Source organism: Pseudomonas sp. Xaverov 83 (assembly GCF_019352905.1).
GTDB lineage: Bacteria > Pseudomonadota > Gammaproteobacteria > Pseudomonadales > Pseudomonadaceae > Aquipseudomonas > Aquipseudomonas yamanorum.
Genome location: NZ_JAAAFU010000015.1, coordinates 48,244 through 73,802 on the forward strand (window position 1 = coordinate 48,244; position 25,559 = coordinate 73,802).

General features: G+C 59.8%; 30 protein-coding genes, 1 tRNA gene and 1 pseudogene. 19 read left to right on the forward strand and 13 right to left on the reverse strand.

The genetic code is table 11. From position 1 onward, the window contains the following. Nucleotides 1–8: 8 nt before the first annotated feature. Nucleotides 9–1,079 (forward strand): AI-2E family transporter, encoded by a 1,071-nt coding sequence (locus K0H47_RS06815; RefSeq protein ID WP_003211986.1) that lies wholly within the window; start codon nucleotides 9–11, stop codon nucleotides 1,077–1,079. A 132-nt stretch (nucleotides 1,080–1,211) separates the two neighbouring features. Here the strand turns inward: K0H47_RS06815 and K0H47_RS06820 are convergent, their stop codons facing one another. Continuing rightward, nucleotides 1,212–1,685: a peroxiredoxin gene (locus K0H47_RS06820; RefSeq protein WP_219272241.1), complete on the reverse strand. Its 474-nt coding sequence runs from the start codon at nucleotides 1,683–1,685 to the stop codon at nucleotides 1,212–1,214. Between the two features lie 10 nt (nucleotides 1,686–1,695). After that, the gene (locus K0H47_RS06825) at nucleotides 1,696–2,256 is read right to left on the reverse strand and encodes a glycine cleavage system protein R (protein WP_003172487.1); all 561 of its coding nucleotides are present in this window, start codon (nucleotides 2,254–2,256) and stop codon (nucleotides 1,696–1,698) included. A gap of 261 nt (nucleotides 2,257–2,517) precedes the next feature. Here K0H47_RS06825 and dapA point away from each other — a divergent pair, with 261 nt between their 5' ends. The 5 genes from dapA (at nucleotide 2,518) to K0H47_RS06850 (ending at nucleotide 6,207) form a co-directional block, all read left to right on the forward strand. Then, complete coding sequence (gene dapA, locus K0H47_RS06830) at nucleotides 2,518–3,396, forward strand: 4-hydroxy-tetrahydrodipicolinate synthase (RefSeq protein ID WP_063032623.1); 879 nt, start codon at nucleotides 2,518–2,520, stop codon at nucleotides 3,394–3,396. 17 nt (nucleotides 3,397–3,413) lie between these two features. Beyond that, the gene (gene bamC / locus K0H47_RS06835) at nucleotides 3,414–4,529 is read left to right on the forward strand and encodes an outer membrane protein assembly factor BamC (RefSeq protein WP_017479250.1); all 1,116 of its coding nucleotides are present in this window, start codon (nucleotides 3,414–3,416) and stop codon (nucleotides 4,527–4,529) included. A gap of 4 nt (nucleotides 4,530–4,533) precedes the next feature. After that, complete coding sequence (locus K0H47_RS06840; RefSeq protein ID WP_201142870.1) at nucleotides 4,534–5,292, forward strand: MBL fold metallo-hydrolase; 759 nt, start codon at nucleotides 4,534–4,536, stop codon at nucleotides 5,290–5,292. Nucleotides 5,293–5,320: 28 nt separating this feature from the next. Continuing rightward, nucleotides 5,321–6,034 carry a phosphoribosylaminoimidazolesuccinocarboxamide synthase gene (gene purC / locus K0H47_RS06845; protein WP_003211975.1) on the forward strand — a complete coding sequence of 238 codons (714 nt, stop codon included), beginning with the start codon at nucleotides 5,321–5,323 and terminating at the stop codon, nucleotides 6,032–6,034. Nucleotides 6,035–6,117: 83 nt separating this feature from the next. Then, a tRNA-Ser gene (locus K0H47_RS06850) sits at nucleotides 6,118–6,207 on the forward strand. A gap of 56 nt (nucleotides 6,208–6,263) precedes the next feature. On the opposite strand, the gene K0H47_RS06855 is transcribed toward K0H47_RS06850, so the two are convergent. Beyond that, complete coding sequence (locus K0H47_RS06855) at nucleotides 6,264–6,635, reverse strand: type II toxin-antitoxin system HigA family antitoxin (protein ID WP_063032619.1); 372 nt, start codon at nucleotides 6,633–6,635, stop codon at nucleotides 6,264–6,266. Between the two features lie 3 nt (nucleotides 6,636–6,638). Further along, entirely contained in the window at nucleotides 6,639–6,941 is a 303-nt protein-coding gene (locus tag K0H47_RS06860) for a type II toxin-antitoxin system HigB family toxin (RefSeq protein ID WP_063032617.1), read from the reverse strand. 237 nt (nucleotides 6,942–7,178) lie between these two features. On the opposite strand from K0H47_RS06860, the gene K0H47_RS06865 reads away from it, so the two are divergent. Genes K0H47_RS06865 through K0H47_RS06880 form a run of 4 tightly spaced genes read left to right on the forward strand, consistent with a single transcriptional unit; the run spans nucleotide 7,179 to nucleotide 9,652 of the window. After that, entirely contained in the window at nucleotides 7,179–7,736 is a 558-nt protein-coding gene (locus K0H47_RS06865; protein WP_063032615.1) for a cytochrome b, read from the forward strand. A 43-nt stretch (nucleotides 7,737–7,779) separates the two neighbouring features. Further along, nucleotides 7,780–8,331 (forward strand): tetratricopeptide repeat protein, encoded by a 552-nt coding sequence (locus tag K0H47_RS06870; RefSeq protein WP_017479232.1) that lies wholly within the window; start codon nucleotides 7,780–7,782, stop codon nucleotides 8,329–8,331. Between the two features lie 59 nt (nucleotides 8,332–8,390). Further along, a complete protein-coding gene (locus tag K0H47_RS06875; protein ID WP_050555085.1) occupies nucleotides 8,391–8,888 on the forward strand; it encodes an RNA polymerase sigma factor in 498 nt (165 codons plus the stop codon). Beyond that, entirely contained in the window at nucleotides 8,885–9,652 is a 768-nt protein-coding gene (locus K0H47_RS06880; protein WP_219272243.1) for an anti-sigma factor, read from the forward strand. The genes K0H47_RS06875 and K0H47_RS06880 overlap by 4 nt, the downstream gene beginning before the upstream one ends. 2 nt (nucleotides 9,653–9,654) lie before the next feature. Here the strand turns inward: K0H47_RS06880 and K0H47_RS06885 are convergent, their stop codons facing one another. The 3 genes from K0H47_RS06885 to K0H47_RS06895 form a co-directional block, all read right to left on the reverse strand. Continuing rightward, complete coding sequence (locus K0H47_RS06885; protein WP_219272244.1) at nucleotides 9,655–10,683, reverse strand: AraC family transcriptional regulator; 1,029 nt, start codon at nucleotides 10,681–10,683, stop codon at nucleotides 9,655–9,657. A gap of 26 nt (nucleotides 10,684–10,709) precedes the next feature. Beyond that, the gene (locus K0H47_RS06890; RefSeq protein ID WP_063032609.1) at nucleotides 10,710–11,531 is read right to left on the reverse strand and encodes an SDR family NAD(P)-dependent oxidoreductase; all 822 of its coding nucleotides are present in this window, start codon (nucleotides 11,529–11,531) and stop codon (nucleotides 10,710–10,712) included. 112 nt (nucleotides 11,532–11,643) lie between these two features. Then, nucleotides 11,644–12,585, reverse strand: a complete 942-nt coding sequence (locus tag K0H47_RS06895; RefSeq protein ID WP_063032607.1) for a LysR family transcriptional regulator — start codon at nucleotides 12,583–12,585, stop codon at nucleotides 11,644–11,646. A gap of 159 nt (nucleotides 12,586–12,744) precedes the next feature. Between K0H47_RS06895 and K0H47_RS06900 the strand changes: the two genes are divergently transcribed. From K0H47_RS06900 to K0H47_RS31375, 5 genes and pseudogenes are all read left to right on the forward strand, one after another. Then, nucleotides 12,745–14,055 carry an MFS transporter gene (locus K0H47_RS06900; protein ID WP_201142866.1) on the forward strand — a complete coding sequence of 437 codons (1,311 nt, stop codon included), beginning with the start codon at nucleotides 12,745–12,747 and terminating at the stop codon, nucleotides 14,053–14,055. Nucleotides 14,056–14,077: 22 nt separating this feature from the next. Further along, complete coding sequence (locus K0H47_RS06905; protein WP_219272246.1) at nucleotides 14,078–15,307, forward strand: Zn-dependent hydrolase; 1,230 nt, start codon at nucleotides 14,078–14,080, stop codon at nucleotides 15,305–15,307. Between the two features lie 11 nt (nucleotides 15,308–15,318). Beyond that, a complete protein-coding gene (locus K0H47_RS06910; RefSeq protein ID WP_219272248.1) occupies nucleotides 15,319–16,344 on the forward strand; it encodes a histone deacetylase family protein in 1,026 nt (341 codons plus the stop codon). A gap of 179 nt (nucleotides 16,345–16,523) precedes the next feature. After that, nucleotides 16,524–17,291: pseudogene (locus K0H47_RS31370) on the forward strand (MCP four helix bundle domain-containing protein); the annotation flags it as partial. Between the two features lie 48 nt (nucleotides 17,292–17,339). Beyond that, a complete protein-coding gene (locus tag K0H47_RS31375) occupies nucleotides 17,340–18,149 on the forward strand; it encodes a methyl-accepting chemotaxis protein (RefSeq protein ID WP_374106749.1) in 810 nt (269 codons plus the stop codon). On the opposite strand, the gene K0H47_RS06920 is transcribed toward K0H47_RS31375, so the two are convergent. The 3 genes from K0H47_RS06920 to K0H47_RS06930 form a co-directional block, all read right to left on the reverse strand. Continuing rightward, nucleotides 18,118–18,969 (reverse strand): hypothetical protein, encoded by an 852-nt coding sequence (locus K0H47_RS06920; RefSeq protein WP_219272251.1) that lies wholly within the window; start codon nucleotides 18,967–18,969, stop codon nucleotides 18,118–18,120. The two genes, K0H47_RS31375 and K0H47_RS06920, sit on opposite strands and share 32 nt — an antisense overlap. 127 nt (nucleotides 18,970–19,096) lie before the next feature. Then, nucleotides 19,097–19,417 carry a type II toxin-antitoxin system RelE/ParE family toxin gene (locus K0H47_RS06925; protein ID WP_177027148.1) on the reverse strand — a complete coding sequence of 107 codons (321 nt, stop codon included), beginning with the start codon at nucleotides 19,415–19,417 and terminating at the stop codon, nucleotides 19,097–19,099. Beyond that, entirely contained in the window at nucleotides 19,414–19,695 is a 282-nt protein-coding gene (locus K0H47_RS06930) for a type II toxin-antitoxin system ParD family antitoxin (RefSeq protein WP_219272252.1), read from the reverse strand. The genes K0H47_RS06925 and K0H47_RS06930 overlap by 4 nt, the downstream gene beginning before the upstream one ends. A gap of 382 nt (nucleotides 19,696–20,077) precedes the next feature. On the opposite strand from K0H47_RS06930, the gene K0H47_RS06935 reads away from it, so the two are divergent. Next, nucleotides 20,078–20,980, forward strand: a complete 903-nt coding sequence (locus K0H47_RS06935; RefSeq protein ID WP_177027147.1) for a LysR family transcriptional regulator — start codon at nucleotides 20,078–20,080, stop codon at nucleotides 20,978–20,980. On the opposite strand, the gene K0H47_RS06940 is transcribed toward K0H47_RS06935, so the two are convergent. Continuing rightward, complete coding sequence (locus K0H47_RS06940; RefSeq protein WP_177027146.1) at nucleotides 20,972–21,730, reverse strand: substrate-binding domain-containing protein; 759 nt, start codon at nucleotides 21,728–21,730, stop codon at nucleotides 20,972–20,974. The genes K0H47_RS06935 and K0H47_RS06940 overlap by 9 nt on opposite strands. 12 nt (nucleotides 21,731–21,742) lie before the next feature. After that, nucleotides 21,743–23,035 (reverse strand): MFS transporter, encoded by a 1,293-nt coding sequence (locus K0H47_RS06945; protein ID WP_010176562.1) that lies wholly within the window; start codon nucleotides 23,033–23,035, stop codon nucleotides 21,743–21,745. Nucleotides 23,036–23,233: 198 nt separating this feature from the next. Between K0H47_RS06945 and K0H47_RS06950 the strand changes: the two genes are divergently transcribed. Beyond that, on the forward strand, nucleotides 23,234–23,380 hold the full coding sequence (locus K0H47_RS06950; RefSeq protein ID WP_003211914.1) for a hypothetical protein: 147 nt from the start codon (nucleotides 23,234–23,236) through the stop codon (nucleotides 23,378–23,380). 115 nt (nucleotides 23,381–23,495) lie between these two features. On the opposite strand, the gene K0H47_RS06955 is transcribed toward K0H47_RS06950, so the two are convergent. After that, nucleotides 23,496–23,885 (reverse strand): VOC family protein, encoded by a 390-nt coding sequence (locus tag K0H47_RS06955; protein WP_093200734.1) that lies wholly within the window; start codon nucleotides 23,883–23,885, stop codon nucleotides 23,496–23,498. A 134-nt stretch (nucleotides 23,886–24,019) separates the two neighbouring features. On the opposite strand from K0H47_RS06955, the gene K0H47_RS06960 reads away from it, so the two are divergent. Further along, on the forward strand, nucleotides 24,020–24,742 hold the full coding sequence (locus K0H47_RS06960) for a GntR family transcriptional regulator (RefSeq protein ID WP_177027145.1): 723 nt from the start codon (nucleotides 24,020–24,022) through the stop codon (nucleotides 24,740–24,742). Further along, nucleotides 24,739–25,527: an SDR family oxidoreductase gene (locus K0H47_RS06965; RefSeq protein ID WP_010176559.1), complete on the forward strand. Its 789-nt coding sequence runs from the start codon at nucleotides 24,739–24,741 to the stop codon at nucleotides 25,525–25,527. The genes K0H47_RS06960 and K0H47_RS06965 overlap by 4 nt, the downstream gene beginning before the upstream one ends. The last annotated feature ends 32 nt before the right edge of the window (nucleotides 25,528–25,559 follow it).

A 25,559-nucleotide genomic window follows, 5' to 3' on the forward strand; every position in this document is an offset into this window, starting at 1 on the left:
GTTTATTGATGTTCAAAGTGTTACGTGACTGGATTCAGCGCTACTTTTCCGATGAAGAAGCCGTGGTGCTGGCCGTCCTGCTGTTTCTTGCCTTTACGGCCGTGCTCACCTTGGGCGGCATGCTGGCGCCGGTATTGGCAGGGATGGTGCTGGCGTACCTGATGCAAGGCCTGGTCTCCATCCTGGAGCGTTTGCGATTGCCGGGCGGGGCTGCGGTGGGCTTGGTGTTTGCCTTGTTCATGGGGCTGTTGCTGGTGTTTATCGTGATCGTGGTGCCCTTGTTGTGGCATCAGTTGATTACCTTGTTCAACGAGCTACCGGGCATGCTCGCCAAGTGGCAGTCATTGCTGCTGCTGTTGCCCGAGCGTTATCCGCATCTGGTGTCGGACGAGCAGGTATTGCAGGCCATTGAAGTGGCCCGCGGTGAAATCGGAAAGTTCGGACAATGGGCGCTGACCTTTTCTCTTTCGAGCTTGCCGTTGCTGGTCAACATCATGATCTACCTGGTACTGGTGCCGATCCTGGTGTTTTTCTTCCTCAAGGACCGCGAGATGATCGGTCGTTGGGTGCGAGGCTACCTGCCCCGTGAGCGCGCGCTGATTACCCGGGTCGCCGAAGAAATGAATCGGCAGATAGCCAACTACATCCGTGGCAAGGTCATCGAAATCTTTATCTGCGGTGGCGTCACCTACATCGGCTTTGTCGCACTGGGGCTGAACTATGCTGCCCTGTTGGCGCTGCTGGTAGGTGTTTCAGTGGTGGTGCCATACGTCGGTGCGGTGGTGGTGACAGTGCCGGTGATGTTGATCGCGCTGTTCCAGTGGGGCTGGAGTGATCAGTTCATCTACCTGATGGCGGTGTACGGCATTATCCAGGTGCTGGACGGCAACGTGCTGGTGCCGCTGCTGTTCTCCGAGGCGGTGAACCTGCATCCGGTGGCGATCATCTGTGCGGTGTTGTTGTTTGGCGGGTTGTGGGGCTTCTGGGGGGTGTTCTTTGCGATCCCCCTGGCGACATTGTTCAAGGCGGTGCTGGATGCCTGGCCTCGGCAGGAGCCTGTTGTAGCGCCGTTACTCTGATATTCGTGGTGCCGGTGCAGGCCTCATCGCGGGCAAGCCCGGCTCCCACATTGACTGAGTTGTCCTGTTGAACAACGATCACATGTGGGAGCTGGCTTGCCTGCGATAGCTATTTCAAAGCCGGCAAGTGAATCAAGCCTTGTTCAGCGCCTGCACCGCTGCCAGCACAGCATCCACATGGCCTGGCACTTTCACACCACGCCATTCCTGACGCAGCACGCCATTCTTGTCGATCAGGAAGGTGCTGCGATCAACACCCAGGTATTCCTTGCCATACAGCTTCTTCAGCTTGATCACATCAAACAGCTGGCAAACCGCTTCGTCCTTGTCGCTGATCAGCTCAAAGGGGAATTCCTGCTTGGCCTTGAAGTTCTCGTGGGACTTCACGCTGTCCCGGGACACGCCAAACACTTCGGTGTTGGCCGCCCTGAACGCTGCGTGCTGGTCACGAAAGCCCTGGCCTTCAGTGGTGCAGCCCGGAGTGCTGTCTTTCGGGTAAAAGTAGATCACCACTTGCTTGCCCTTGAGCCCGGCAAGGCTGAAGGTCTGCCCGCTGGTGGCCTGGGCTTCGAAGTCGGCTACCGGTTTGTCGATGACTACTGCCATGAAAACTTCCTTACATTGGGTTCTGTGGGCGCCAAGGCTCGATCAGTGCGTCGAGGTTCAGGGCATCGGCGAAATCCAGGAACTGGTCGCGCAGCCAGCTGATCTGCACGCCGGCCGGCAAGGTCACGGTAAAGGTGGCGTTGAGCATGGTGCCGCCGGTCTGTGGAGCCTGATAGGTGTCGCAGGTCAGGTTTTCCAGTTCGACGTTATGGTCGATAAAGAACTGGCACAGCTCGTTGACGATGTCCGAGCGGTAGGCCGAACTGACATAGGCAACATAAGGCAGGGCCTGGGGACGGTTTTCCAGGGCGGCGCTACGCACCACGTTGACGGTGAAATCATGCTTCTTGGCCAGGCCCGGCAGGCCGGTTTCAAGGCGAGCCAGGGCATCCCAGGTCCCGGAAATCTGCAGGACCAGCGCGCTGCACTCGCCATGGCGGGTCAGGCGGGAGGTCACGACGGCGCAGCGGTTTTCATGGCTGGCGCGGCACAGGACGTTAGTCAGCTCCATGGGGTTGGCGCCAAGGGCACTGATGACAAGGAATTGTTCGCGGACTGTGGGGGTGGACATGCAGCCTTCCTAAAGCGATGAGCGGTCGATACGATGAAAGCGGTATCAATCAAAGGATGAAGGGTAGCGAAAACCATCGCCAAGGGCTAGGAGGTGGCGTTTTCATTACGTAATCAGCTTCATCAAACCCCGCTTTGGCCGAATGATGGCGTTGCTGCGAACTAAGTTGATCCAGAACGCATCCTCAGGCGGTACTTCGCTTGTACAAGCATCTTGGCGCCAGTACCATTACCGCTCTCTTTTTCCGGCAGGAGCGGTTGCATGATTGCGGGCAGTATGGTGGCACTGGTCACACCCATGGATGCACAAGGTAATCTCGACTGGGACAGCCTGGGCAAACTGGTGGACTTCCACCTGCAAGAGGGCACCAACGCCATCGTGGCGGTCGGCACCACGGGTGAGTCGGCCACACTGGATGTGGAAGAACACATCGAAGTGATCGAATTCGTGGTCAAGCGTGTTGCAGGGCGTATTGCCGTCATCGCCGGCACGGGCGCCAATTCGACCCGCGAAGCGATCGAATTGACCAGCAACGCCAAGAAAGCCGGCGCCGATGCCTGCCTGCTGGTGACCCCGTACTACAACAAGCCGACCCAGGAAGGCCTGTACCTGCACTTCCGCGCTATCGCCGAAGCGGTCGACATCCCGCAGATCCTCTACAACGTGCCAGGTCGCACCGCCTGCGACATGAAGGCCGAGACCGTGATCCGCCTGTCCACCGTACCGAACATCATTGGTATCAAGGAAGCCACCGGTGACCTGCAACGCGCCAAGGACATCCTGGCCGGCGTCAGCAGTGACTTCCTGGTGTATTCCGGTGACGACGCCACTGCCGTCGAACTGATCCTGCTGGGCGGCAAAGGCAACATCTCGGTGACTGCCAACGTCGCACCGCGCGCCATGAGCGAGCTGTGTGCCGCAGCCATTGCCGGTGATGCGGTCAAGGCCCGGGCGATCCACGAACAACTGGCACCGCTCAACAAAACCCTGTTTATCGAATCCAACCCTATCCCCGTGAAATGGGCGCTGCATGAGATGGGCCTGATGCCGGACGGTATCCGTCTGCCGCTCACCTGGCTCAGCGAAGCCTGTCACGAACCGCTGCGACAGGCCCTGCGCCAGTCCGGCGTCCTGGTTTAATTGAGGAAGCACTACGCATGAAGCGATTGGCCGGACTTTCCGCACTTGCCTTGATTATCTCCAGCACCAGTGGCTGCGGTTGGATCTGGGGCCCGGAAGGCTACTTCCGCGACCGCGGTAGCGATTACCTGGAAGCCCAACAAACCGCCCCGATGAAATTGCCGCCGGACGTCAATGTCGCCAAGCGCCTTGACCCGTTGCTGCCGATTCCGCGCAACGTGGCCGACGACACCTTCAAGGGTGAATACGAAGTGCCGCGTCCACAGCCGCTGTCGGCCGTGGCCGAGGCCAGCGACTACAGCCTGCAGAAGAGCGGCGACACCCGTTGGGTCATGGCCCAGCGCCCACCTGCCGAAGTCTGGCCGGTGGCCGTGCAGTTCTTCCAGGACAACGGTTTCCGCATTGACGAACAACGCCCGCAGACCGGTGAGTTCACCACCGCGTGGCAGCACACCAGCGAGCTGTCGGCGTCCATGGCCAAGCGCCTGCAGGCCGGCGGCGTAGCCAATGACAGCGAAGCCCGCATCCGCGTGCGTATCGAGCCAGGCGTGCAACGCAACACCAGTGAAGTCTATGTGGTGAGCGCCGAGCGTCCTGCCGGTAGCACCGCCAACGTCGACTTCACTCCACGTTCGGTCAACACCGGCGTGGACGCTGCACTGGTCGACGAAATGCTCGCCAGCATGAGCCGTATCTCCGAGAAGGGCGGTTCCGTCTCCCTGCTCGCCGCCGGTAGCTTTGACACACCTAGCCGCGTCAGCCTCAGCGAAGACGGCAGCGGTAACGTTGTGCTCAACCTGGGTGAAGACCTGGATCGCGCCTGGTCGAGTGTCGGCCGCGCGCTGGAGCACGGTGAATGGCGCGTTGAAGACATCAACCGCAGTCTGGGCCTGTACTACATCAACTTGGCCGAAAAAGCCGAGAAGAAAGACGACGAGCCAGGTTTCTTCGGCAAGCTGTTCGGCAGCAAGCCGACCAAGGAAGAGGTCGAGACTCGCGCCGAGCGTTATCAGGTTCGTTTGAGCAAGGTAGGCGAAAGCGTGCAAGTCACCGTCGAGAAGAACATCAACACCGTGGCGCCGGCAGAAGTGGCGCGCAAAGTGTTGGGCGTGATTCAGGACAACCTGGGCTGATCCGATGCGTTTTGCCGTTCTCGGCAGCGGTAGCCAAGGGAACGGCACGCTTGTAGCCCACGACGACACGTACGTCCTGGTGGATTGTGGTTTCTCCCTGCGGGAAACCGAGCGGCGCCTGCTGCGCCTGGGGGTTCACCCCGCGCAGCTGAGCGCGATTCTGGTGACCCACGAACATGCCGACCACGTGCATGGCGTGGGTTTGCTGTCTCGGCGCTACAATCTTCCGGTGTACCTGAGTCGCGGTACCTTGCGCGGGATGCGCAAACCGATCGAACCCGCAGGTTTGCTGGCCGGTGGTGAGCAATTGCAGATCGGTGCCTTGAGCATCGATGTGATTGAAGTGGCCCACGATGCCCAGGAACCGACGCAATACGTATTCAGTGACGGTGAACGGCGCTTCGGCCTGCTCACCGACCTGGGTTCCTACTGCGCCAAGGTGCTGGACGGTTATCGCGACCTCGACGCATTGATGATCGAGTCAAACCACTGCCGTGACCTGCTTGCACGGGGTCACTACCCGGCCTTTCTCAAGCAGCGGGTCGGCGGGCAGTTTGGACATTTGAACAACCACCAGGCGGCGTACCTGGTGTATGAGTTGGGCTGGCAAGACCTGCAACACCTGGTCCTGGCCCACCTGAGCAGCAAGAACAACCTGCCGCAGCTGGCCCGGCAATGTTTTGTCGATACCCTTGGGTGCGACCTGGACTGGCTGCAACTGGCCGATCAAGATTCAGGGCTCGACTGGCGACACATCGCCTAGCCCACCTACTTAGCAAGCGGAGCCCATCATGGAAAAACGTGAAGAACTCTACCGCGGCAAAGCCAAATCGGTTTACAAGACCGACGACGCCAACCGCTTGATCCTGCTGTTTCGTAACGACACCTCGGCGTTCGACGGCAAGCGCATCGAACAGCTCGACCGCAAAGGCATGGTGAACAACAAGTTCAACGCCTTCATCATGCAGAAACTCGAAGCGGCCGGCATTCCGACCCAATTCGACAAACTGCTGGGCGACAACGAATGCCTGGTGAAAAAACTCGACATGATCCCGGTCGAGTGCGTCGTGCGTAACTACGCGGCCGGTAGCCTGGTGAAGCGTTTGGGCGTGGAAGAGGGCCTCAAGCTCAATCCTTACACCTTCGAACTGTTCCTGAAAGACGACGCCAAGGGCGACCCGTTCATCAACGAATCCCACGTCGTGGCATTCGGTTGGGGCACCGCTGAACAACTGGCGCGCATGAAAGAACTGTCGCTGAAGGTCAACGACGTCCTGAGCAAACTGTTCGACGACGCCGGCCTGCTGCTGGTGGACTTCAAACTGGAATTCGGTGTGTTCCACGACGGCTCCATCGTCCTGGGCGATGAATTCAGCCCGGACGGCTGCCGCCTGTGGGACAAAGACACTCGCAAGAAGATGGACAAAGACCGCTTCCGCCAGGGCCTCGGTGACGTCATCGAAGCTTACGAAGAAGTCGCCAACCGTCTCGGCGTACCGCTGTAATCGACGCAAGCATCTGATAGCACGGAAAAAAATCGCTTTGGCGCTTTGCTTCCAGGAAACAGGCTGTTATGATGCGCGCCGTTGGAGAGATGCCAGAGTGGCCGAATGGGACGGATTCGAAATCCGTTGTACCTTCACCGGTACCTAGGGTTCGAATCCCTATCTCTCCGCCATTACATAGATAAAGCCCCGCAGTTGAATAAACTACGGGGCTTTTTCGTTTCTGATCTCAGGCAATCTTTACCGGTTTTATCAGGCTTTCTGCCGGAATCCCAAACATCTGATGCAGCTTCCAAATCATCGGCAGCGTAAGCGCCCGCTTTCCATTCAGTACCTCATAAACCCGATTCTGTCGGCCAATAGCAGGGACCAGATCAGCCGCTGATAGCCCCGACTGCTCCATTCTGAAACGAATGGCATCCACCGGGTTGGGTAAGTCCACCGGGAAGTGCTTCGCTTCGTACACTTCAATGAGTGTAATCATCACATCCAGATAGTCGCCTTCAGGCGTCCCGGGTTCCGGCTCGTTGTCGAACAATGGCGATACAGCCTTCAGCGCGTCCCGGTAGTCTTGCTCGGTGTGTATAGGGCGAATATTCATGGCTTACTCCATTTCAACGGTATCGGCATCAATGACGTCGTACTGCTTATGCGTACCGACGAATTTGATATAGAGGGCGCCGTAGCGATAAGCCACGGCGACCACGAGCCGATAGTCGTTACCTCTGATGTTGAACACGACCCTGCGGCTTTTGAGAACGCTGGCGTGACGAAACTGAGCCTTGATATCAGCTGGAGTTTTCCAGTCTGCTTTTTTGACCTCATCAATCCAGGCGAGGAATGATTGCTCTGCATCCGGGTGTCTTTGCCAAAAGGTCTTTAGGTGGCTGACAGCTACGATTCTCATTAAAGATCCTAGTCCCATGGTGGGACTTTTTCAAGTGCGGTTCATCCGATGGGTGATGTTCAGATAAGCCGTAAGTCTCATAAAACGCGAAGTGGTAGGCGAGGCATTTGGTTTCTGGGTGTTTTCCTCCCAGCCTCAAAAGCGTTTTATCCGGTGGTACTCACATAAACTTTCACTCACGACTGAATAACTCCCCCCACTGCGGTGTTCACCACACAGACCACCCAGGAAACGCCCATGAACATCCCCGCCGACCGCTACGACCGCTTGACCCGCACCTTCCACTGGCTGACCGCCGCGTTGGTGATCTTCATGTTCGCCAGCGCCCATATCTGGGAAAACCTGGAAAAAGGCACTCCTTTGCGCAAGGGCCTGCAATCCGTCCATATCTCCCTGGGCATCGCCATGGCAGTGCTGATCGCTGCACGTATCCTCTGGCGGCTGTTCGGTGGTAATCATCCAAAGGCCGATAACCACCCTGCGCTTAACCTGGCCGCCAAGATCGCCCACGGCTGTCTATACCTGTTACTACTGACGCAGGTGATTCTGGGCTTCCTGTTCCGCTGGGCCCAGGGCGAGCCCTTCAACTTTTTCGGACTGTTCCCGATGCCAGCGCCTTTTGTGATTGATCACGAATTGCGCGGCACCCTGGGTGGCCTGCACAACAACGTCGCGTGGGCGATCATCGTGCTGGCGGGCCTGCATGCGTGCGCCGCGCTGTGGCATCACTACATCCAGCGCGACAGCACGCTACGCCGCATGCTGCCCGGCCCTCGGGGCGATCTTCAACACTGAGTTTGCTGCTGTACTTTCCCTATCGTTACGGAGCATGAATGCCATGAAGAATCGTCCCGAACACGCCGTTGGTTACCGCACCGCTTTGTTCTTCGGCGCCTGTATGGCCGCCGCGCTCTTGGCCGGCCAGGCCCATGCCTCCGGTGACGAATCGGCGCCGCCCAAGCCCAACTGCCCCAAAGGCCAGGTCTGGGATACCAAGACCGGTAAATGCGTGCTGCAAACCAGCAAGGCCACGTCGGACGCCGACCGCACCGACTACGCCTATCGCCTGGCCAAAGATGGGCGTTACGAAGAAGCCCTGTCACTGCTCGACACCCTGCAAAACCCGAACACCGCCAAGGCCCTGAACTACCGCGGCTACGCCACCCGCAAACTGGGGCGCACCGATGAAGGCATCAGCTACTACCTGAAGTCCGTGGCACTGGATCCCAACTACGCACAAGTCCGTGAGTACCTGGGGGAGGCCTACGTCATCAAGGGCCGTGTGGACCTGGCCCAGGAGCAACTGGTGAAGATCAAGGCGTTGTGCAGCACCACCTGCGAAGAGTACGAAGACCTGGCAGAAGCCATCGCCGCCGCGCCTCAGGCTTGAAGCTGTGAGCGAACAGTCGGGAGATCACCATCACCACAGACGCTGAGTTGCGCCGTGAGTTGAGCCAGCTATTGCCACGTTTATGGCGATACGGGTTGGTGCTGTCGCGACAAAAGCATGTGGCGGATGACCTGGTGCAAGCCACTTGCGTGCGGGCACTGGAGCGTGCAGGCCAGTTCATGGTCGGCACGCGACTGGACCGCTGGTTGCTGACGATCATGCATTCGATCTGGCTCAACGAATTGCGCTCGCAACGGGTACGGCAAGGGCAGGGGTTTGTCGATGCCGAGCAGGAGTTGTCATTCGACGGCGAAACCCTGGCTCAGGATCAAGTGCTGGCCGCGCAGGTGATCAGGCGCGTTAACGCATTACCTGAGGCCCAGCGGGAGACGGTGTTTTTGGCCTACGTTGAAGGGCTTTCATACAAGGAAATTGCCGAAGTCCTGCATATTCCCGTGGGTACGGTGATGAGCCGGCTGGCCGCTGCGCGCTTGAAACTGGCTGAAACGGCGCACTCAAGCGGCTTGTTGGATAAATCGAGCGGAGAACGACGATGACTCAAAATACACCACCGTCGGATGAACTGCTGGTGGCTTATCTGGACGGCGAGTTGGACCCTCAGCAGCGCCAGCTTATCGATAACCTGCTGGGCATCGATCCCATCGTGACCGCCCGCTTGGAGCAGCTCAAGCGTGGCGAGTTACCGTTCAAATCCGCCTTTGATTCGGTTCTCGATCAAGCCCCTGCCGAACGTTTGCAGGCGATGCTCGATGCCTTGCCGCCAGCACAAACACCCACCCTGAGTCGGCGCAGGTTTCTCGCGGTTGCGGCAAGCTTTGCGGTGGCCGGCGTGGTCGCTGATCGACTGTTCATGACCTGGCCCCGACCAGAGCCCGGTTCGGGCTGGCGTGCCTCGGTCGCTGAATACATGGCGCTCTACACGCCCCAGACCCTGGAAAACCTCAGCACTGACGCCGACTCCCATATCGCCCAACTCAGTTCGGTCGGGAGCCAACTCGGCCTGCCGTTGAGCCCGGATGCAGTGCACCTGCCCGGCGCCGAATTTCGCCGCGCACAAATCCTTAATTATGACGGCGTACTGATCGGCCAACTGACTTATCTCGACGCGCGGCACGGCCCGTTGGCGCTGTGCATTACGGCGGCGAAAAAAGGTGCGGTGGCCATGGCCACCGAACAGCGCCGGGGCATGAACGTGGTGTTTTGGTCCAGCCCGTCTCACGCGTTCATGTTGATTGGCAGAAACCCGTTCGAGGATTTGCAGATCATGGCGCGCAGTGCCGAGAAGGCTTTGTCGGCATAGCTTCAATGAGACGATGAGGGCGTCTGCAACGCCCGCCACCGAGCCGGCGTCGTCCCCTCCCACGAACGAAACGCACGATAAAACGAGTTGGTATCTTCATAGCCCACCAGGCACGCGATCTCGTCTATCTCAATCGATGGCTCGGTGAGCAGATGCCGCACCACTTCCTGGCGGGTTTCCAGCATCAGTTGCCGAAAACTGGTGCCGGCCTCGGTAATGCGCCGTTGCAACGTGCGTTCGCTCATGCCCAGCTCCCGCGCTACCTCGACCATCTCGGGGCGGCCACTGGCCAGGAAGCGCTTGAGGGTGATCTTGACCTGATGGCTGATGCTGGCCGGTGTCGCTGCTTCGGCCAGTGCCGCCACCAGGCCGGGGTTCAGCATTTCCAGCATTTCGGGGTTGTACCCCGGAAAAGGCCGGTCCAGATCCGCGGCATCCAGCACCAGTGCATTACGCTCGGCACCAAACCGCACCGGGCAACCAAAAAACTCGGCCAATACGTTGCTGCCGTCCCCTGCGCGTGCCAGTTCGACCTTCAGAGGAACAATCGGCGTACGGGAACCCCGACGACCCAACTCGACAAACGTGGCAAACGCCGCATCCACCAGCAACGCAGGCGGCGCCTCTGGTGTGTGCAACCAGTCGATGGTCACCGTGCAGGTACGCCCATCCTCGGCAACCAGCAGGCGCTCAGGCGTGCACAGTTGTTTGAAACGGGCGAGGCGGTGCAGGCCATCGCGGTAATCCCGGGCGATAAACGCGGCAAAGCTGGAGGGCGGGAGTGCGGCGATATCCAGCCCCGTCACCAGCAAGATTCCGACCGCCGGATCAGGGTTAAGCGTGCGCACTGCCTCCCAAAGGCGAAAGAACTCCAGCGTCGTCACCTGCCGCCGGTCTCGGCGCTCGCGCAGATGCAGGGTCATGGGCAAGCGTGCCTGACGCAACACCGCCGAAGGCTCCAGGCCGAGGCTTTTCAGCGCCTGCCAAAACACGTCGGGTATGTTGAAACGGGGTTGGGTCGCGTCAGGCATTGAGCACCTTTTTCCAAACTGTGAGATTAATCCGAGGCCGACACGCTGAGGTCATGCCACTTCTTATCCGACTCGGCCAAATCTGCGGCTGCACGGGCGGCGTACTGCACGGCATCGCTGCCGATCAGCAAGCGTAGTGGGGCGTCTTTATTCAGCGCCAGCTCCAGCACGATTTCGGCAACCCGGTCCGGACCGGTGGGCAGGATGCCCGGGGAGTTGAGCAACTCAACCAGGGCGCCGACCGTTTGCTGGTAGGGCTCACTGATGGCGGGAATGGTCATGGAGCTGCCCGACCAATCCGTGCGCATGCCGCCCGGCTCCAGCACGGTGACCTGGATGCCCAGCGGGGTGACTTCCTGTGCCAGCACCGTGGAAAAACCACCGACGGCCCATTTTGCGCTTTGGTACGCGGCCAGGCCTGCCATGCCGATACGTCCACCCAGCGACGACACCTGAAAGATATGCCCATTGCCTTGGGCCCGCAGCACCGGCACCACCGCCTTGCTCACGTGCACCACACCGTAGAAGTTGGTGTCGATCTGCGCCGAAAAATCCTTCAGGGTCACGTCCTCCACCGAAGCCAGATCACCGTAGCCGGCGTTATTGACCACCACATCCAGGCGGCCAAAATGTTTCACCGCAGCGTCTACCGCTTCCAGCACCTGCTGGTTGTGGGTGACATCCAGCGCGACGGGATAAACCGCATCACCGTATTCGGCCACCAGGTCATCCAGTTGCTTGGGATTGCGCGCGGTGGCAACCACACGATCACCGGCGCGCAGCGCGGCGACGGTAATCGAGCGGCCGAGGCCGCGGGAACTGCCGGTGATAAACCATATTCTGGACATTCGGACACCTCTTCGTTTGAGACTGTGGGAGCAACCTGTGAACGAATGATGGTGGACGGGCGCTTCTCATACACTAGCAAGAGGGCGCCAAGTGACTTGCGAATCACGCCATTTATTCGGCAGCCAATCGCGCCGACAGACTCTCAATAAACACCGCCTCCGCCCGGCTCATTTTCTGCTCACGGTTCCACAGCAGGTGGATATCCACGTCGGTAATCCCTTCGTCCGGCGGCAAGCGCCAGAGCAGTCCATTCTTCACATCCTCGGCCACCACATGAATCGGCAGGCAGCCCAGGCCAAACCCGGCAATCACCAACCGCCGAACTTCCTCCAGGCTGGAGGAGGACGCCACGATGCGCCCGCTGAAGCCCTGCTGGTCACGAAAGATCGTCAACGGCGAGAGCATCCCGCCGATCTGGTCGCTGGTGAAACTCACGAAGTTCTCCGACTGCAAATCTCCCTCCGCCAGCCCGGTGCGTCCGAACAACGGGTGATGCCGCCCGCAAAAAAACGCATAACGCTGACGAAGGAACAGATGCTGCTCCAGCCGTGGCTGCGGCCGTCGATTAAGGCTTAGGCCCAACGTCGCGGTTTTCTCCAGCAGGGCAGCAACGATGTCAGAGCTGCGCATCACCTCAACGTCCAGGTCGACCCTGGGATGCTGGCGATGGAAGTCCGCCAGAAACTCATCAAAGGTGTCCGAGTTGATCCGGCTGATCATCAGCAATCGCACTTTGCCGAGCACCTCGTCGCCAGGCTTTTGCAGGGCGTTGCTCATCTGTGAGACCTGGCCATACATCTCGCCGGCGATCGCGAAGATTTGCTCGCCAGCTTCGGTCAGCACGAAACGTGGCCCGCGACGAGCGATCAGTTGGCAGTCGAGCTGCTCTTCCAGACGCTTGAGCGCCTGGCTGATGGCCGGTTGGGTCAGGTGCAGGCGCGCGGCGGCGCGGCTGATGCTCAATTCCTGGCCGATCACCCGGAAGGTGCGCAGCAGGTTCCAGTCCAGGCGGTCATTGAGCAGCGGGTGAATATCGCGGCGGTTTTCTGACATGGCGACAGCTCGATAATAAGCAGGATTTATAATCGGAATAATAAATAGAAAATTGACTAATCATAGCGCCGAGACGAAAAATCCCCCTCAACCAGCGCCATCAGAGCGCGAGCGCCAGACCTTTCTCCTGCCAAAAAAATAACCAAAGGAGCCAGCCCCATGAAGCCATCCGCTTCGCCGCAGCCTCGCCGTGCCGCGGCCGCCGCTTTCATCGGCACCATGATCGAGTGGTACGACTTTTACATCTACGCCACCGCCGCCGCGCTGGTGTTCGGTCAACTATTTTTTCCTTCCGACGACAAACTGTTCAGCACCATGGCCGCGTTCGGCACGTTTGCCGTGGGCTTCTTCGCCCGGCCGTTGGGCGGCATTGTGTTTGGGCATATCGGCGACCGTATCGGCCGCAAGAAATCCCTGGTGATCACCTTGGTGATGATGGGCGTGGTCACCGTATGCATCGGCCTGTTGCCGACCTATGCGCAGATCGGCGTCGCGGCGCCGGTGTTGCTGGTGCTGCTGCGCATCGTGCAGGGCATCGCCGTTGGCGGCGAGTGGGGCGGGGCGGTGCTGATGGCCGGTGAACATGCACCCAAAGGCCGTCGCAACTTCTTTGCCTCCTTTGCCCAGTTGGGCAGCCCGGCGGGGTTGATCCTGTCGTTGCTGGCCTTCAGTGCGGTAACCCGTTTGCCGGAAGCCGACCTGCTCAGTTGGGGCTGGCGCGTGCCGTTTCTGGCCAGTGCCTTGTTGTTGATCGTCGGCCTGGCGATCCGCCTGGGCGTCAACGAATCCCCCGAGTTCCTCGAAGACAAAGCCAAGGCCGAAAAAGCCCGGGCCATCACCCAGGATCAGGCGCCGGTGATCGAAGTGCTGAAGACGGCCTGGCGCCCGCTGCTGCTGTGCATCGGCGCCAACACCTTGGGGATTGCCGGGGTGTATTTCACCAACACCTTCATGATTGCCTACACCACCCAGCAACTTAACCTGCCGCGCTCGTTGATTCTGGAGTGCCTGTTTGTCGTGGCCATCATCCAGTTCTGCGTCCAGCCGCTAGCGGCCTGGGTGGCGGAGAAGGTCGGTGCCACACGCTTTCTGTGTGCAATGACGGTGCTCGCGATGGCCTCGCCTTATCCGATGTTTGTGCTCGTCAGCAGCGGCCAGGCGCCGTTGATCATCCTTGGCATCGCCTTGGCCGTGGTGTGCATGGCCTCGTTTTATGCCGTGATCGCCGGCTTCGTCAGCGGCCTGTTCGAAACCCGCGTGCGCTACACCGCCATCTCCCTGGCCTACCAAGTGTGTGGCGCGCTGGCCGGTGGCCTAACGCCGTTGATCGGCACCTGGCTGGCCCATGAATACCAAGGCCAGTGGTGGCCGATGGCAGTGTTCTACAGCGCGATCGCGGCGGTTTCGCTGGTGTGCGTACTCGCGTTGTCCCGCCGTCACGCCACCGCCCACCGCCTTGAAATGGCTTGAAGCGTTTGATTGGAGAGTGTCTATGTTGAAGATTAATGGCGAGCGTCTGTGGGCCAGCCTGATGGCCATGGCCGAGATCGGCGCCACGGCCCGTGGTGGCAGCTGCCGCCTGGCGTTGAGCGCCGAAGACCATGCCGGCCGGGCGCTGTTCAGCCGCTGGTGTGAAGACGCCGGGCTGACCTTGAGCGTCGACGCCATCGGCAACCTGTTTGCCCGCCGGGCTGGCACCGACCCTGAAGCTGCGCCGGTGATGATGGGCAGCCATCTCGACACCCAGCCGGAAGGCGGGCGCTTTGATGGTGTCTATGGTGTGCTGGCCGGACTGGAAGTGATCCGCAGCCTCGACGACCACGGCATCAAGACCCGCAAACCACTGGAAATCGCGGTGTGGACCAACGAGGAGGGCGCCCGTTTTACTCCGGCGATGCTCGGCTCGGCGGTGTTCACCGGCACCTTGGCGTTGGACAAGGCGCTGGCCACTCAGGATGTCGACGGTATCAGCGTCGCGGATGCGTTGCGCAACACCGGCTACAACGGCGAGCGCCCTCTGGGTGGTGCGGTGGATGCGTATTTTGAAGCGCACATCGAGCAAGGTCCTATCCTGGAAGACAACGCCAAGAGCATCGGTGTGGTCACTGGTGGCCAGGCGATTCGCTGGCTGGACGTGCGTGTAGAAGGCATGGCTGCCCATGCCGGCACCACACCGATGCCGCTGCGCAAGGACGCCTTGTACGGCGCCGCGCAGATGATTCAAGCGCTGGAAAACCTGTCGGCTGATTTTGCGCCTGAAGGCCTGACCACCGTGGGCGAATTGAGCATCGCCAAGTCGTCGCGCAACACCATTCCCGGCTTGCTGAATTTTACCGTCGACCTGCGCCATCACCGCGACACCGACATCGAAGCCATGGAGCAACAGGTGCGCACCCGCTTGCAGGATATCGCTGCCCAACGTGGTCTGAGCGTCACCGTCAGCCCGCACTGGATCAGCCCGGCGACACCGTTTGACGCCGAGTGTGTCGCCTGTGTGCAGTCTGCTGTGGATGCGTTGGGTTATGCCCAGCAATCGATAGTCAGCGGTGCTGGCCACGACGCCATCCACCTGGCGCGGTTCTGCCCGACGGCGATGGTCTTTATCCCGTGTGTGGGCGGCTTGAGTCATAACGAAGCGGAAGACGTGCTGCCCGAGGACGTTCGCCAAGGCACCGATGTATTGCTCAATGCCGTGTTGAAACGTGCCGGCCAGGTTCAGTAAGGAGAAATCCCATGCGTACTTTTTTCCACCCCGAACAACTCCTGCACCATCCTCGCAGCTACTACTCCCGAGGCCAGATGCGTACCCCGCAGGAAGTACCGGAGCGCGCCCGCAATCTGCTGCTGGCTGCCCAAACCCTGGGCTTAGAGATCCAGCAACCGCACGACCATGGCCTCGATCCACTGTTGGCTGTACACGGCGCCGCCTACCTGACCTTCCTCCAGGAAGCCCACCAGCGCTGGAAAGAAATCCCTGGAGACTGGGGCGACGAAGTCATGTCCAACATCTTCGTGCGCGAGCCCAACGCCCTGCGCGGCATCCTCGCCCAGGCGGCGCGCTATCTTGCCGATGGCAGTTGCCCGATTGGCGAACTGACCTGGCGTTCAGCCTATTGGTCCGCTCAAAGCGCCGTCGCTGCCGCTAAAGACATCCTCGATGGCGCGCCGGCAGCCTATGCGTTGTGCCGCCCGCCAGGTCATCACGCCCGCTTCGATGCTGCCGGCGGGTTCTGCTACATCAACAATGCGGCGGTGGCGGCGCAGGCGTTGCGCGATGGCTTCGAGCGCGTCGCCGTACTCGATACCGACATGCACCACGGGCAGGGCATCCAGGAGATTTTCTACGACCGCGATGATGTGCTGTACGTGTCGATTCATGGCGACCCGACCAACTTCTATCCGGGGGTTGCAGGCTTTGCTGAAGAGCGCGGCGCAGCCAAGGGGGAAGGCTTCAATCTCAACCTGCCGATGGCGCATGGTGCCAGTGAAGCGGTGTTCTTTGAAAAGCTGGAGCTGGCCTTAAAGGCGGTGAAGGACTTCTCGGCGGACGTGCTGGTGTTGTCGCTGGGGTTCGATATTTACGAGCTGGACCCACAGAGCAAAGTGGCAGTGACGCGGGAAGGGTTTGCGCGGTTGGGTGAGTGTATTCGTGGGTTGGGGCTGCCGTGCGTAATCGTGCAAGAAGGCGGCTATCACCTGGAAACGCTGGACAGTAATGCGCAGGCGTTTTTTGAAAGTGCGCAGGCGTGGTCTATCTGACCTGCTGAATAAAGAGTCTCGGACTGCCTTGGAAATACCTCCGAGGCGTGTCTGTTCCGTAGGGCTTTCAGGTAGGTAATTTATATCCGCTAACTTCTGGTCAATACCCCTCAAGTCCTATCCTGGCTGGCCGAAACTCTGTCATACGATGTCGTATGCCAATAATGAGAACAATCGCCATGTCGCTTCGCAGCCTGTCCATCGCCCGCCGCGCGGGTCTCGGTTTTGCCTTGATTGCCTTGCTCGTGGCGCTGCTCGGGTTCTTTGCGCTCTCGAACATGGCGAGTATCCGTGAAAGTGCCGTGCAGGTTGAAAGTGGCCTGGTGCCGAAGATGCGCCTGGTCTCGGACATTCGCGAAATCATGCTGCGCATCCGCACCATTTCCCTGCGCATGGCCCTTGATCCCAACCCGGCGAGCCTCTCGCAATACCGTAGCCAGATGGACACCCGCAGCCAGGATCTGACGAAGAAACTGGCCGACCTGAATACGGTGATTGATACCCCCGAGGTACGCAATCTTTATGATCAGTTCCAGGTCTCCCTGCGTCAGTATCAGCAAGGTCTCACTCAGTCATTCATCCTCGCCGACAAGCAGCAGACCACCGAGCTGAACAAGTTGCTGCTGGTGGACATGAAAACCGTGGTCGACGGTTCCGGCAATCAGCTCAATGCCCTGGCCGACTACTACAACGCCCAGATAAACCTGCAGGGCCAGACGGCGCAGGCGCAGTACAGCCGCTCGCGTACGATGGTCTTCGGCTTCGTGCTGCTGGCGGCGTTGAGCACGGTGGCCTTGGCGTGGTTGCTGACGCGTAGCATTGTGGGGCCCCTGAGCCACGCGGTGCGTGCCGCGGAAAACGTCGCTCGGGGCGACCTGACCCAGACCGTTGAAGTCACCGGCGACGACGAAGTGACGCGCCTGCTCGTGGCACTGCAGAGTATGCAAGGCAACCTGCGCGGTACCTTGCAGTTGATTCGCCAGTCGGCCGGGCAGATGGCGGCCTCGGCCACCGACCTCAACGGCATCACCGACCAGAGCAGCCGCAGCCTGCAAAAGCAGACCGCTGAAATCGAGCAAGCCGCCACCGCGGTCAATGAGATGACTTCGGCCGCCGATGAGGTGGCACGCAATGCCGTTTCCACCTCCGAATCCACCCGACTCTCCAATGAAACGGCCCGCGACGGCCAGCAGCGCGTCGGTGAAACGGTCAGCGCGATTCAGGCGCTGAGCACCAACATCGGCGAAACCTCGAGCCTGGTGCAAAACCTCGCCGATCAGTCGCGGGACATCGGCAAGGTGCTGGACGTGATTCGCTCTATTGCCGAGCAGACCAATTTGCTGGCGCTGAACGCCGCCATCGAGGCGGCGCGTGCCGGTGAGTCCGGGCGTGGCTTTGCAGTGGTGGCCGACGAAGTGCGTGCGCTGGCCCATCGCACCCAGCAATCGACCCTGGAAATCGACCAGATGGTGACCGCGATGCGCAGTGGCTCCAGCGAGGCACTGACCTCAATGCAATCGAGCACCCAGCGGGCCAGTGAAACCTTGATCCTGGCCGAAGGCGCCGGTGGCGCACTGAGCCAGATCACCGACTCCATCGACCAGATTCACCAGCGCAACCTGGTCATCGCCAGCGCCGCCGAGGAGCAGGCCCAGGTGGCGAAGGAAGTGGACCGCAACATCGTCAATATTCGTGACCTGTCTGCGCAGTCGTCCTCGGGCGCGGGACAGATCAATGGGTCGAGCCATGAGCTGGCGCGGTTGGCGGTGTCGCTCAATGAGGCGGTGGCGCGGTTTCAGCTGTAACGGGGTCTACCCGTGCCACGGACGGCACCAATTCCAGGATACGGTCACGGCCACCTTCGGCCACCAGGTACGTTCCCTTCGTCGTACGCACAATCGACTGTGGCGCCTTCAGGAAAGACAGAATCGTCTGCTGGCGTCCTTGCTTGTTGATCAACAACAAACGCGCGCGGTGTGTGGAATCCTCGTTGATCCATAACCCGCGTTCATCGCACATCAGGAAGGTGGGTTTGTTCAGTTGGCTCAGTACCACCGGGTCGCTACCATGGTTGGTCAGCTCTCGGACCACGCCCTTCTTCTTTTCCGTATAGAGCATGCGCCCATCCGTGCAGCGAACAATCGACTCGCCTTCGCTGAGTTGGTCACGCACGACGCTCAGTGTCTTGTCGCTCCAGCGATAGCGCAGGATACGGGCAGCTACCTTGCGGTCTTCGATGGCGTAGAGGTACTCACCGTCGTCCCACAGCCCTTGCACGCTGTCTCCTCTGAACAGCTCAGTGACGACGCCGTCCTTGAGGAAACTGACTGGCGCGCCATCCACTTCCTGGCTGAACACCCAGCCGCCCTGAGTGGCGACCATGCCATCGGGCTTGGATAGTTTTCCTACAACCAGCTCGCGTTTTCCGTCGGGCAAGATGCGTACGATACTGCCAAGCCCATCGCTCAATTCCTGGCTCACCATCAGCGAACCGTCGGGCATCGGCATCAGTGATGCGGCCTTTGCTACGTCGCGGTGGACGACATGAACACTCCAGTCTTCGGCTGCGCTGACCGGGTAGAAGCTTTGCCAGGCGAAGAAGCCCAAAGCTGCAAGGCAGAGCAAACCCAGGAGCCACAAACCCGGTCGAAGCGCGCGATAGAGAGGCGCAGGGCTGGAAGTCCTTTTTATTGTTTCATCCATTGATTGCGTTCCCGGTAGCTATTCGTGAATAGAACGATTGGAGCCGAAGTTAACCGTTGTCCTCGTCCTGCAAGAGGGCTGCGTAATCTTGCCCTCCGTAGAACACCCCTAGAATCGATACCGTTTCAGTGTCGGCATCTACTGTAAAAGCGATGATGGTGGTGTGCCGATAGTGAGTGGTACGTAGAGTGGGTAACACGTCTTCACGGCTGATGCCGCGCAGAGGAAACAGAGACAGGTTTTCGCAGTAAGTGATGATGGCATCTACATAGCGCGCAGCGATGACGGGTGAGCCGGCCTGGGTGATGTAGTCTTCAAGTTCTTCGAGTTGCGTTACTGCCTTGGGTGAAAAAGCTACCGTGTAGGTCACGACTTACGGTTGCCTTTCTGTTGGCGTTTGGCTGCCATGTGTTCGCGGACCTGAGCGGCAGACAGCGCGCTGTCTGGATCGGCCTTGAGGGCGATGGCTGCTGGAATCACTTGATCTTGAAGCCAGTTTTCCATTGCTCGGTCACGTGCCAGCAAGATTCGCAGCCCGTCGCGTATGACTTCACTTTCACTGGCATATTCGCCAGTGCTCACTTTGGCTTTGACGAGTGCGGCCATCTCAATCGGCAAGGTGATGCTCATTTGCTGGGTTGAGCGCATGGTAGCGTCCGCTTTTGCTGGGTAGGATTTAATCCTACTCAACGCTGGGCGTGTTGCAAGCGGTAACTGACCAGTGTGAGTCGCTAGAGTCTCCTGAAGTGACCAGCGTGCTGTCTGTTTCGTGCAGATACTGATGGGGTAATCCATCGTCAAAGACTTTTCCATAGTGGGCCTAAAAGTGAGAGCTGGATTTGAGGCTGTCAGTATTGACGCTTTTCAGAAGTCTCGTTTCCAACCCACGCAAATTCCCTGCTGATATGTATGACCGCATATTTTCCGTAGGGTTATTGGCTGATCCTGAGTATGTGGCCCGCGCCAATAGCATCCCGCCAGCCCCCATACGATAATGCCCGCCACATCTGCTCAACCAATGGCTGCCCCCGTGATCATCAACTTCGACCTAAACGACCTCCAAGCCTTCCGCGCCGTCGTAGACAAGGGCAGTTTCCGTGCGGCGGCCGAAGCTATCCGTATCTCCCAGCCGGCCCTCAGCCGGCGCATCGAAAAGCTCGAATCCGCCCTCGACGTCAAACTCTTTGAACGCACCACGCGCCGGGTCAGCCTGACCATGGTTGGCCGTGCCTTCCTGCCGCAGGTCGAGCGCATGCTCGATGACCTGGACATCGCCCTGATGGGCATCAGTAACGTGGCTTCAACCCGTATGGGCAATGTCACCATCGCCTGTGTGCCGTCTACGGCGTACTACTTCATGCCCCACGTGATCTCCGAATTCCACAAGCTCTATCCGAAGATTCGTCTGCGGGTATTGGACGCGAGTGCGGGCGAGGTGTGTGCGGCGGTGGAAAGTGGCGAGGCGGATTTCGGCGTGAGTTTCAGCGGCAGCCTGGCGGACGGCGTGGAGTTCGAGTTGTTGTTGCAGGAGCGATATGTGCTGGCCTGTCGCCGGGATCATCCACTGGCGGACCGTGCCAGTGTGACGTGGGTCGAGGCGTACGAGCACGACTACATCACTGTGGACAAGACCTCAGGCAATCGCTTCTTGCTCGACCAGGCCCTGCGCGGGGTGCGGGTGAAGAAGCCAAGCATCTGCGAGACCCATCACGTCACTACGATGATCGGGCTGGTGGAGGCGGGGTTGGGGGTGGCGATGGTCCCGTCGATTGCGATGCCAAGCGGCAAGCATCCGATTCTGACGAGTGTGCCGCTGGTGGAGCCGGAGGTGGTGCGCAACGTGGGGTTGATCAAGCGCCGCGGGCGTACGTTGACGCCGGCGGCACTGGAACTGGAGCGGTTGACGCGGGAGATGCCGTTCCGGTCAGTGTGAGACCGAATCCAGGCCGGTGGATTGCACCACCGGTTGTGCCTGGGGCGAGGCGAGGAATTGCAGGAGTTTTTTCGCCTGCTCGGGGTGTTCGGCATTCACTGGAATGCCTGCAGCAAAACGGGTGACGGACTGCACGTCTTCCGGGATTTTTCCGACGTAAGTCACGCCCGGAATCGGCAGCAGTTCGGACACTTGTTGCAAGCCTACTTCGTAATCACCCTTGGCCACCTGTGAGGCCACCGGGATGCGTTCGATCATGGTGCCTTTGGACGGCATGCCGAGCTTCTTGAACAGTTCCTTTTCGACGTAGACGCCGCTGGCGCTGTCCGAGTACGCGACGGACTTGGCGTTGGTCAGTACCGCCTTCAGCTCGGCATCGGTGGCAATCGAAGGCTTGGCCGCGCCTTCCTTGACCACCAGGCCGATGCGCGAATCCGCCAGTTCAACGCGGGAGGCCTTGTCGACCTTGCCTTGCTTGATCAGCTCATCCAACGCGTAGCCGACCATGATCACCACGTCGGCATGTTCGCCACGGGCCAGGCGGTTGGGAATCGCTTCCGGCGCCTTGCCCATCGACGGGCCGAGGATGGTGTCGAGGGTATCGCCGCTCTGGGTGGCGTACTGCGCACCCAGCAACTTGTAGGCGGCGGTGAAGCCGCCGGAGGTCATGACTTTCAGCTCTTCAGCGTGGGCGACCATCCCCAGTGAACCGATCGCCAGTGCCGCCAGTGTTTTCAATAAGGGGTTCATCAGCGTGACTCCTCAGGCAACTTGCAGACGGGCGCTGGCACGGCGATACAGTGCGAACGTCGCGCACAGGGCGCACAGTGCGGCGAACATCAGCCAGTAGGCCGGCGATGCCTTGTCGCCCGTCTCGTGGATAAACCAGGTGGAAATCGCCGGGGTAAAACCACCGAAAATGGCGGTCGCCAAGCTGTAGGCCAGGGAGAAGCCCGCCACACGCACTTCCACCGGCATGATTTCGGTCAGGGCCGGGATCATGGCGCCGTTGTACATGCCGTAGAGGAAGGAGAACCACAGCAGGGTTTCCAGCATGTGCGCGAAGCTTGGCGCGTTGACCACGTAGGAAAGTGCCGGGTAGGCGGTCAGCACGGTCAGGGTAGTCATGGCAATCAGCACCGGCTTACGGCCAAAACGGTCACTGAGGGTGCCGCCGATGGGCAGCCAGATGAAGTTCGACACGGCCACCAGCAAGGTCACCAAGAGGGCGTCGGAGGTGGTCAGGTTAAGCACGGTCTTGCCGAAGGTCGGCGCATACACGGTGATCAGGTAGAAGGCAGTGGTGGTCATCGCCACCATCATCATGCCGCCGATGACGATGGTCCAGTTCTTCACCAGGGTGGCCAGCACTTCGCGCATGGTGGGGCGGTGCTTGCGGTTGGCGAACTCTTCGGTTTCCTGCAGGTTGCGGCGCAGGACGAAGATGAACGGGATGATCACGCAGCCGATGGCGAACGGAATGCGCCAGCCCCAATCGGCAACCACGGCCGGTTCCATCCACTGGTTCAGGCCATAACCCAGGGCGGCCGCGACCACGATGGAGATCTGCTGGCTACCCGATTGCCAACTGGTGTAGAAGCCCTTGCGGCCCGGTGTGGCCATTTCGGCCAGGTACACCGACACACCGCCCAGTTCGGCACCGGCCGAGAAACCTTGCAACAAGCGGCCCATCAACACCAGCAGCGGTGCCCACAAACCAATGGTGTGATAGCCCGGCACCAGCACGATCAGCAGGGTGCCGCTGGCCATGATCGCCAGGGTCACGATCAAGCCTTTGCGACGGCCCACATCATCGATGTATGCGCCGAGGATGATTGCGCCCAGCGGACGCATCAAAAAGCCCGCGCCGAACACGGCGAAGGTCATCATTAATGACGCAAATTCATTAGCGGCAGGGAAGAAGGCGGCGGCGATATAGGTGGCATAGAAACCGAACAGAAAGAAGTCGAACTGTTCGAGAAAGTTGCCGGAGGTGACGCGAAAGACCGCGCCGACTTTGGAGCGGGCAGAGTCAGGCCGAGAAGGGTTTTGCATTTTTTTGTGTCTCCAGCGTTCTTTTTAAAGTGCTTGTTTCGCTTAAGACCGCGGATAGTGGCTGACACATTTGGAAATGATAAGTGAGTTGTTTACATGTATTGATGCGCCGTGGTTATCAATTGCCGGATGCACACAAAACCGCTCCCTCATCTATGCTTCCCCAGTGTGTCCAATTCTTACGGACGGGAGGTGGGTATGAGTAACGAGCAGAAGCAGCGCGAAGAGTTGGAGCAGGAGCGGGCGAGGAAGCTTCGCGAGGAAGAAAAACCGCAGACTTGGAAGCATCCGGACGATGGCACGGAGCTTTCCGAGCGCGATCAGGAGCGCCCGCTCAGGCCTTGATGCAGGCATTTCAGTGTGGCGAGGGAGCTTGCTCCCGTTGGGCTGTGAAGCAGACCGCATATCCAGGGAGTGCTCCGCACTCCAGCGGGAGCAAGCTCCGTCGCCACATTACGATTCACTGAATCGGCGTACACAACTCCACCAGCGTGCCATCCGGGCAACGCACATAAGACACCACCTGACCCCAAGGCTTGGTGCTCGGCTCCGAGAGTTCTGTCGCACCCTCGGCCAGCGCTCTGGCGTGGGCCTTTGGCACATCCTCAGTTACGAATCCCAACTCCATCCCCAGCGGCTGGCGTGAAGCATGCGCCTCCACATGCCCGCCCTTGAAGTTCATCTCGCCCAACTCATGCGCTGCAAAAGAGAGGGTGGTATCACCGGTATCCAACTCGCCATAGGTCCCCGATTCATGCAGGAAACGGCGACTGAAGCCGAAGGCTTTTTCGAAGAATTGCAGGGATGCAGCGACGTCCGGGACGTAGACGATGGTGTAGGCAAATTTCATGGTTCAGCGGTCCTTGCTGGAGAAAGAGCTCATTAGAGTCAGCGTCGTCGATACCGTCAACGGGAAACTATTTGACATATTTGATTTGTGATCACATATTGGAGCCATAAGAACGACAACACAGGTTTTGACTCATGACAGATGGCCCGCTCCTCCTTCCCACCTTGCGCCAGGTTTCCCGCGATACCTTGCAAGACCAGGTCTATCGCCAGATCCGCGAAGCCTTGATGAGTGGTCGTTTCCAGCCCGGCCAGAAACTCACCATCCGCGGCCTCGCCGAAGCCCTCGGTTCCAGCCCCATGCCGGTGCGCGAAGCCCTCCAGCGCCTCAGCGCCGAAAACGCCTTTGAAGTCACCGAAACTTCTCGTCTGCGGGTCCGCATGATGACGGTCGAACGGCTGCGCGAGATTCGCGATGCACGGGTCGCCCTGGAAGGTTTGCTGGCAGAAAAAGCCGTGTTGCTCCTGAAAAAAGCCGACCTCGACGAAATCTCCGACCTCTGCCAACAGATGCAACAGGCCGCCGACGAAGTCGACGTTTCCCGCTACCTGTGGACCAACTTCGCCTTTCACCGTCGGATTTATGCCGTGGCCCAAGCCGAATTGACCATGGCCGCCGTGGAAAACTTCTGGCTGCACATGGGCCCGTGTTTTGCCCTGGTCGCTCCCGACAAAGCTCACTTGCAGCGCTCGATGGAGGCGCATACGCGCATCGTCGAAGCCCTGGCCGCCCGCGATGGTGCCGGTGCCCGCGCTGCCGTGACCGATGACATCATGCAGGCCGCCGATTCCCTGGCGCGCCTGCTCGTCAAGAACGACCGTTCGCGGTCGTCTGTTTCAGGAGGTAAACGTGCATGAGTGTCCTACAACGGCTGCAGCCTTATCCTGGGTTACGTGTGTTGATTTCCGGCGGGGCTGCCGGCATCGGTGAAGTGTTGGCGGCGGCCTATCTGGAGGCGGGTGCCAAGGTGCATGTGTGTGATGTCAGCGAACCGGCCCTGGCGGCGTTTCGCGACAAGTACCCAGGCACTGTTGCCACCCGTGCCGACGTGAGTGATGCCGCGCAGATCGAGGCGGTGTTCCAGGTGCAGCGCGAGCAATTTGGCGGGCTGGATGTGTTGGTCAATAACGCCGGGATTGCCGGTCCCACCGGCGGCATCGACGCCATCAGCGATGCCGAGTGGCAAGCCACGATCAACATCAACCTGACGGCGCAATACCGCTTTGCCCATCACGCAGTGCCGATGCTCAAGGAATCGTCCCACGGCCATCTGCTGCATATCGCCTCGGTTGCGGGCCGTCTTGGCTACGCCTGGCGCACGCCGTATGCCGCGACCAAATGGGCCATCGTCGGCCTGATGAAATCCTTGGCCTCGGAGCTGGGCGAAAGCGACATCCGCGTCAACGCCTTGCTGCCCGGCATCGTCGAAGGCCCGCGCATGGACGGCGTGATCCGCGCCCGTGCCGAGCAGGTCGGCGTACCGGAAGCCGAGATGCGCCAGGAATACCTCAACAAGATCTCCCTCAAGCGCATGGTCACCGCCGAAGACGTCGCGGCCATGGCCTTGTTTCTCTGCTCGCCCGCCGCCCGCAATGTCACCGGCCAAGCGATCAGTGTCGACGGTAACGTCGAGTACCTGTAGGCCGCGTCAGCGTTTAGCCAAGGAAGAACACA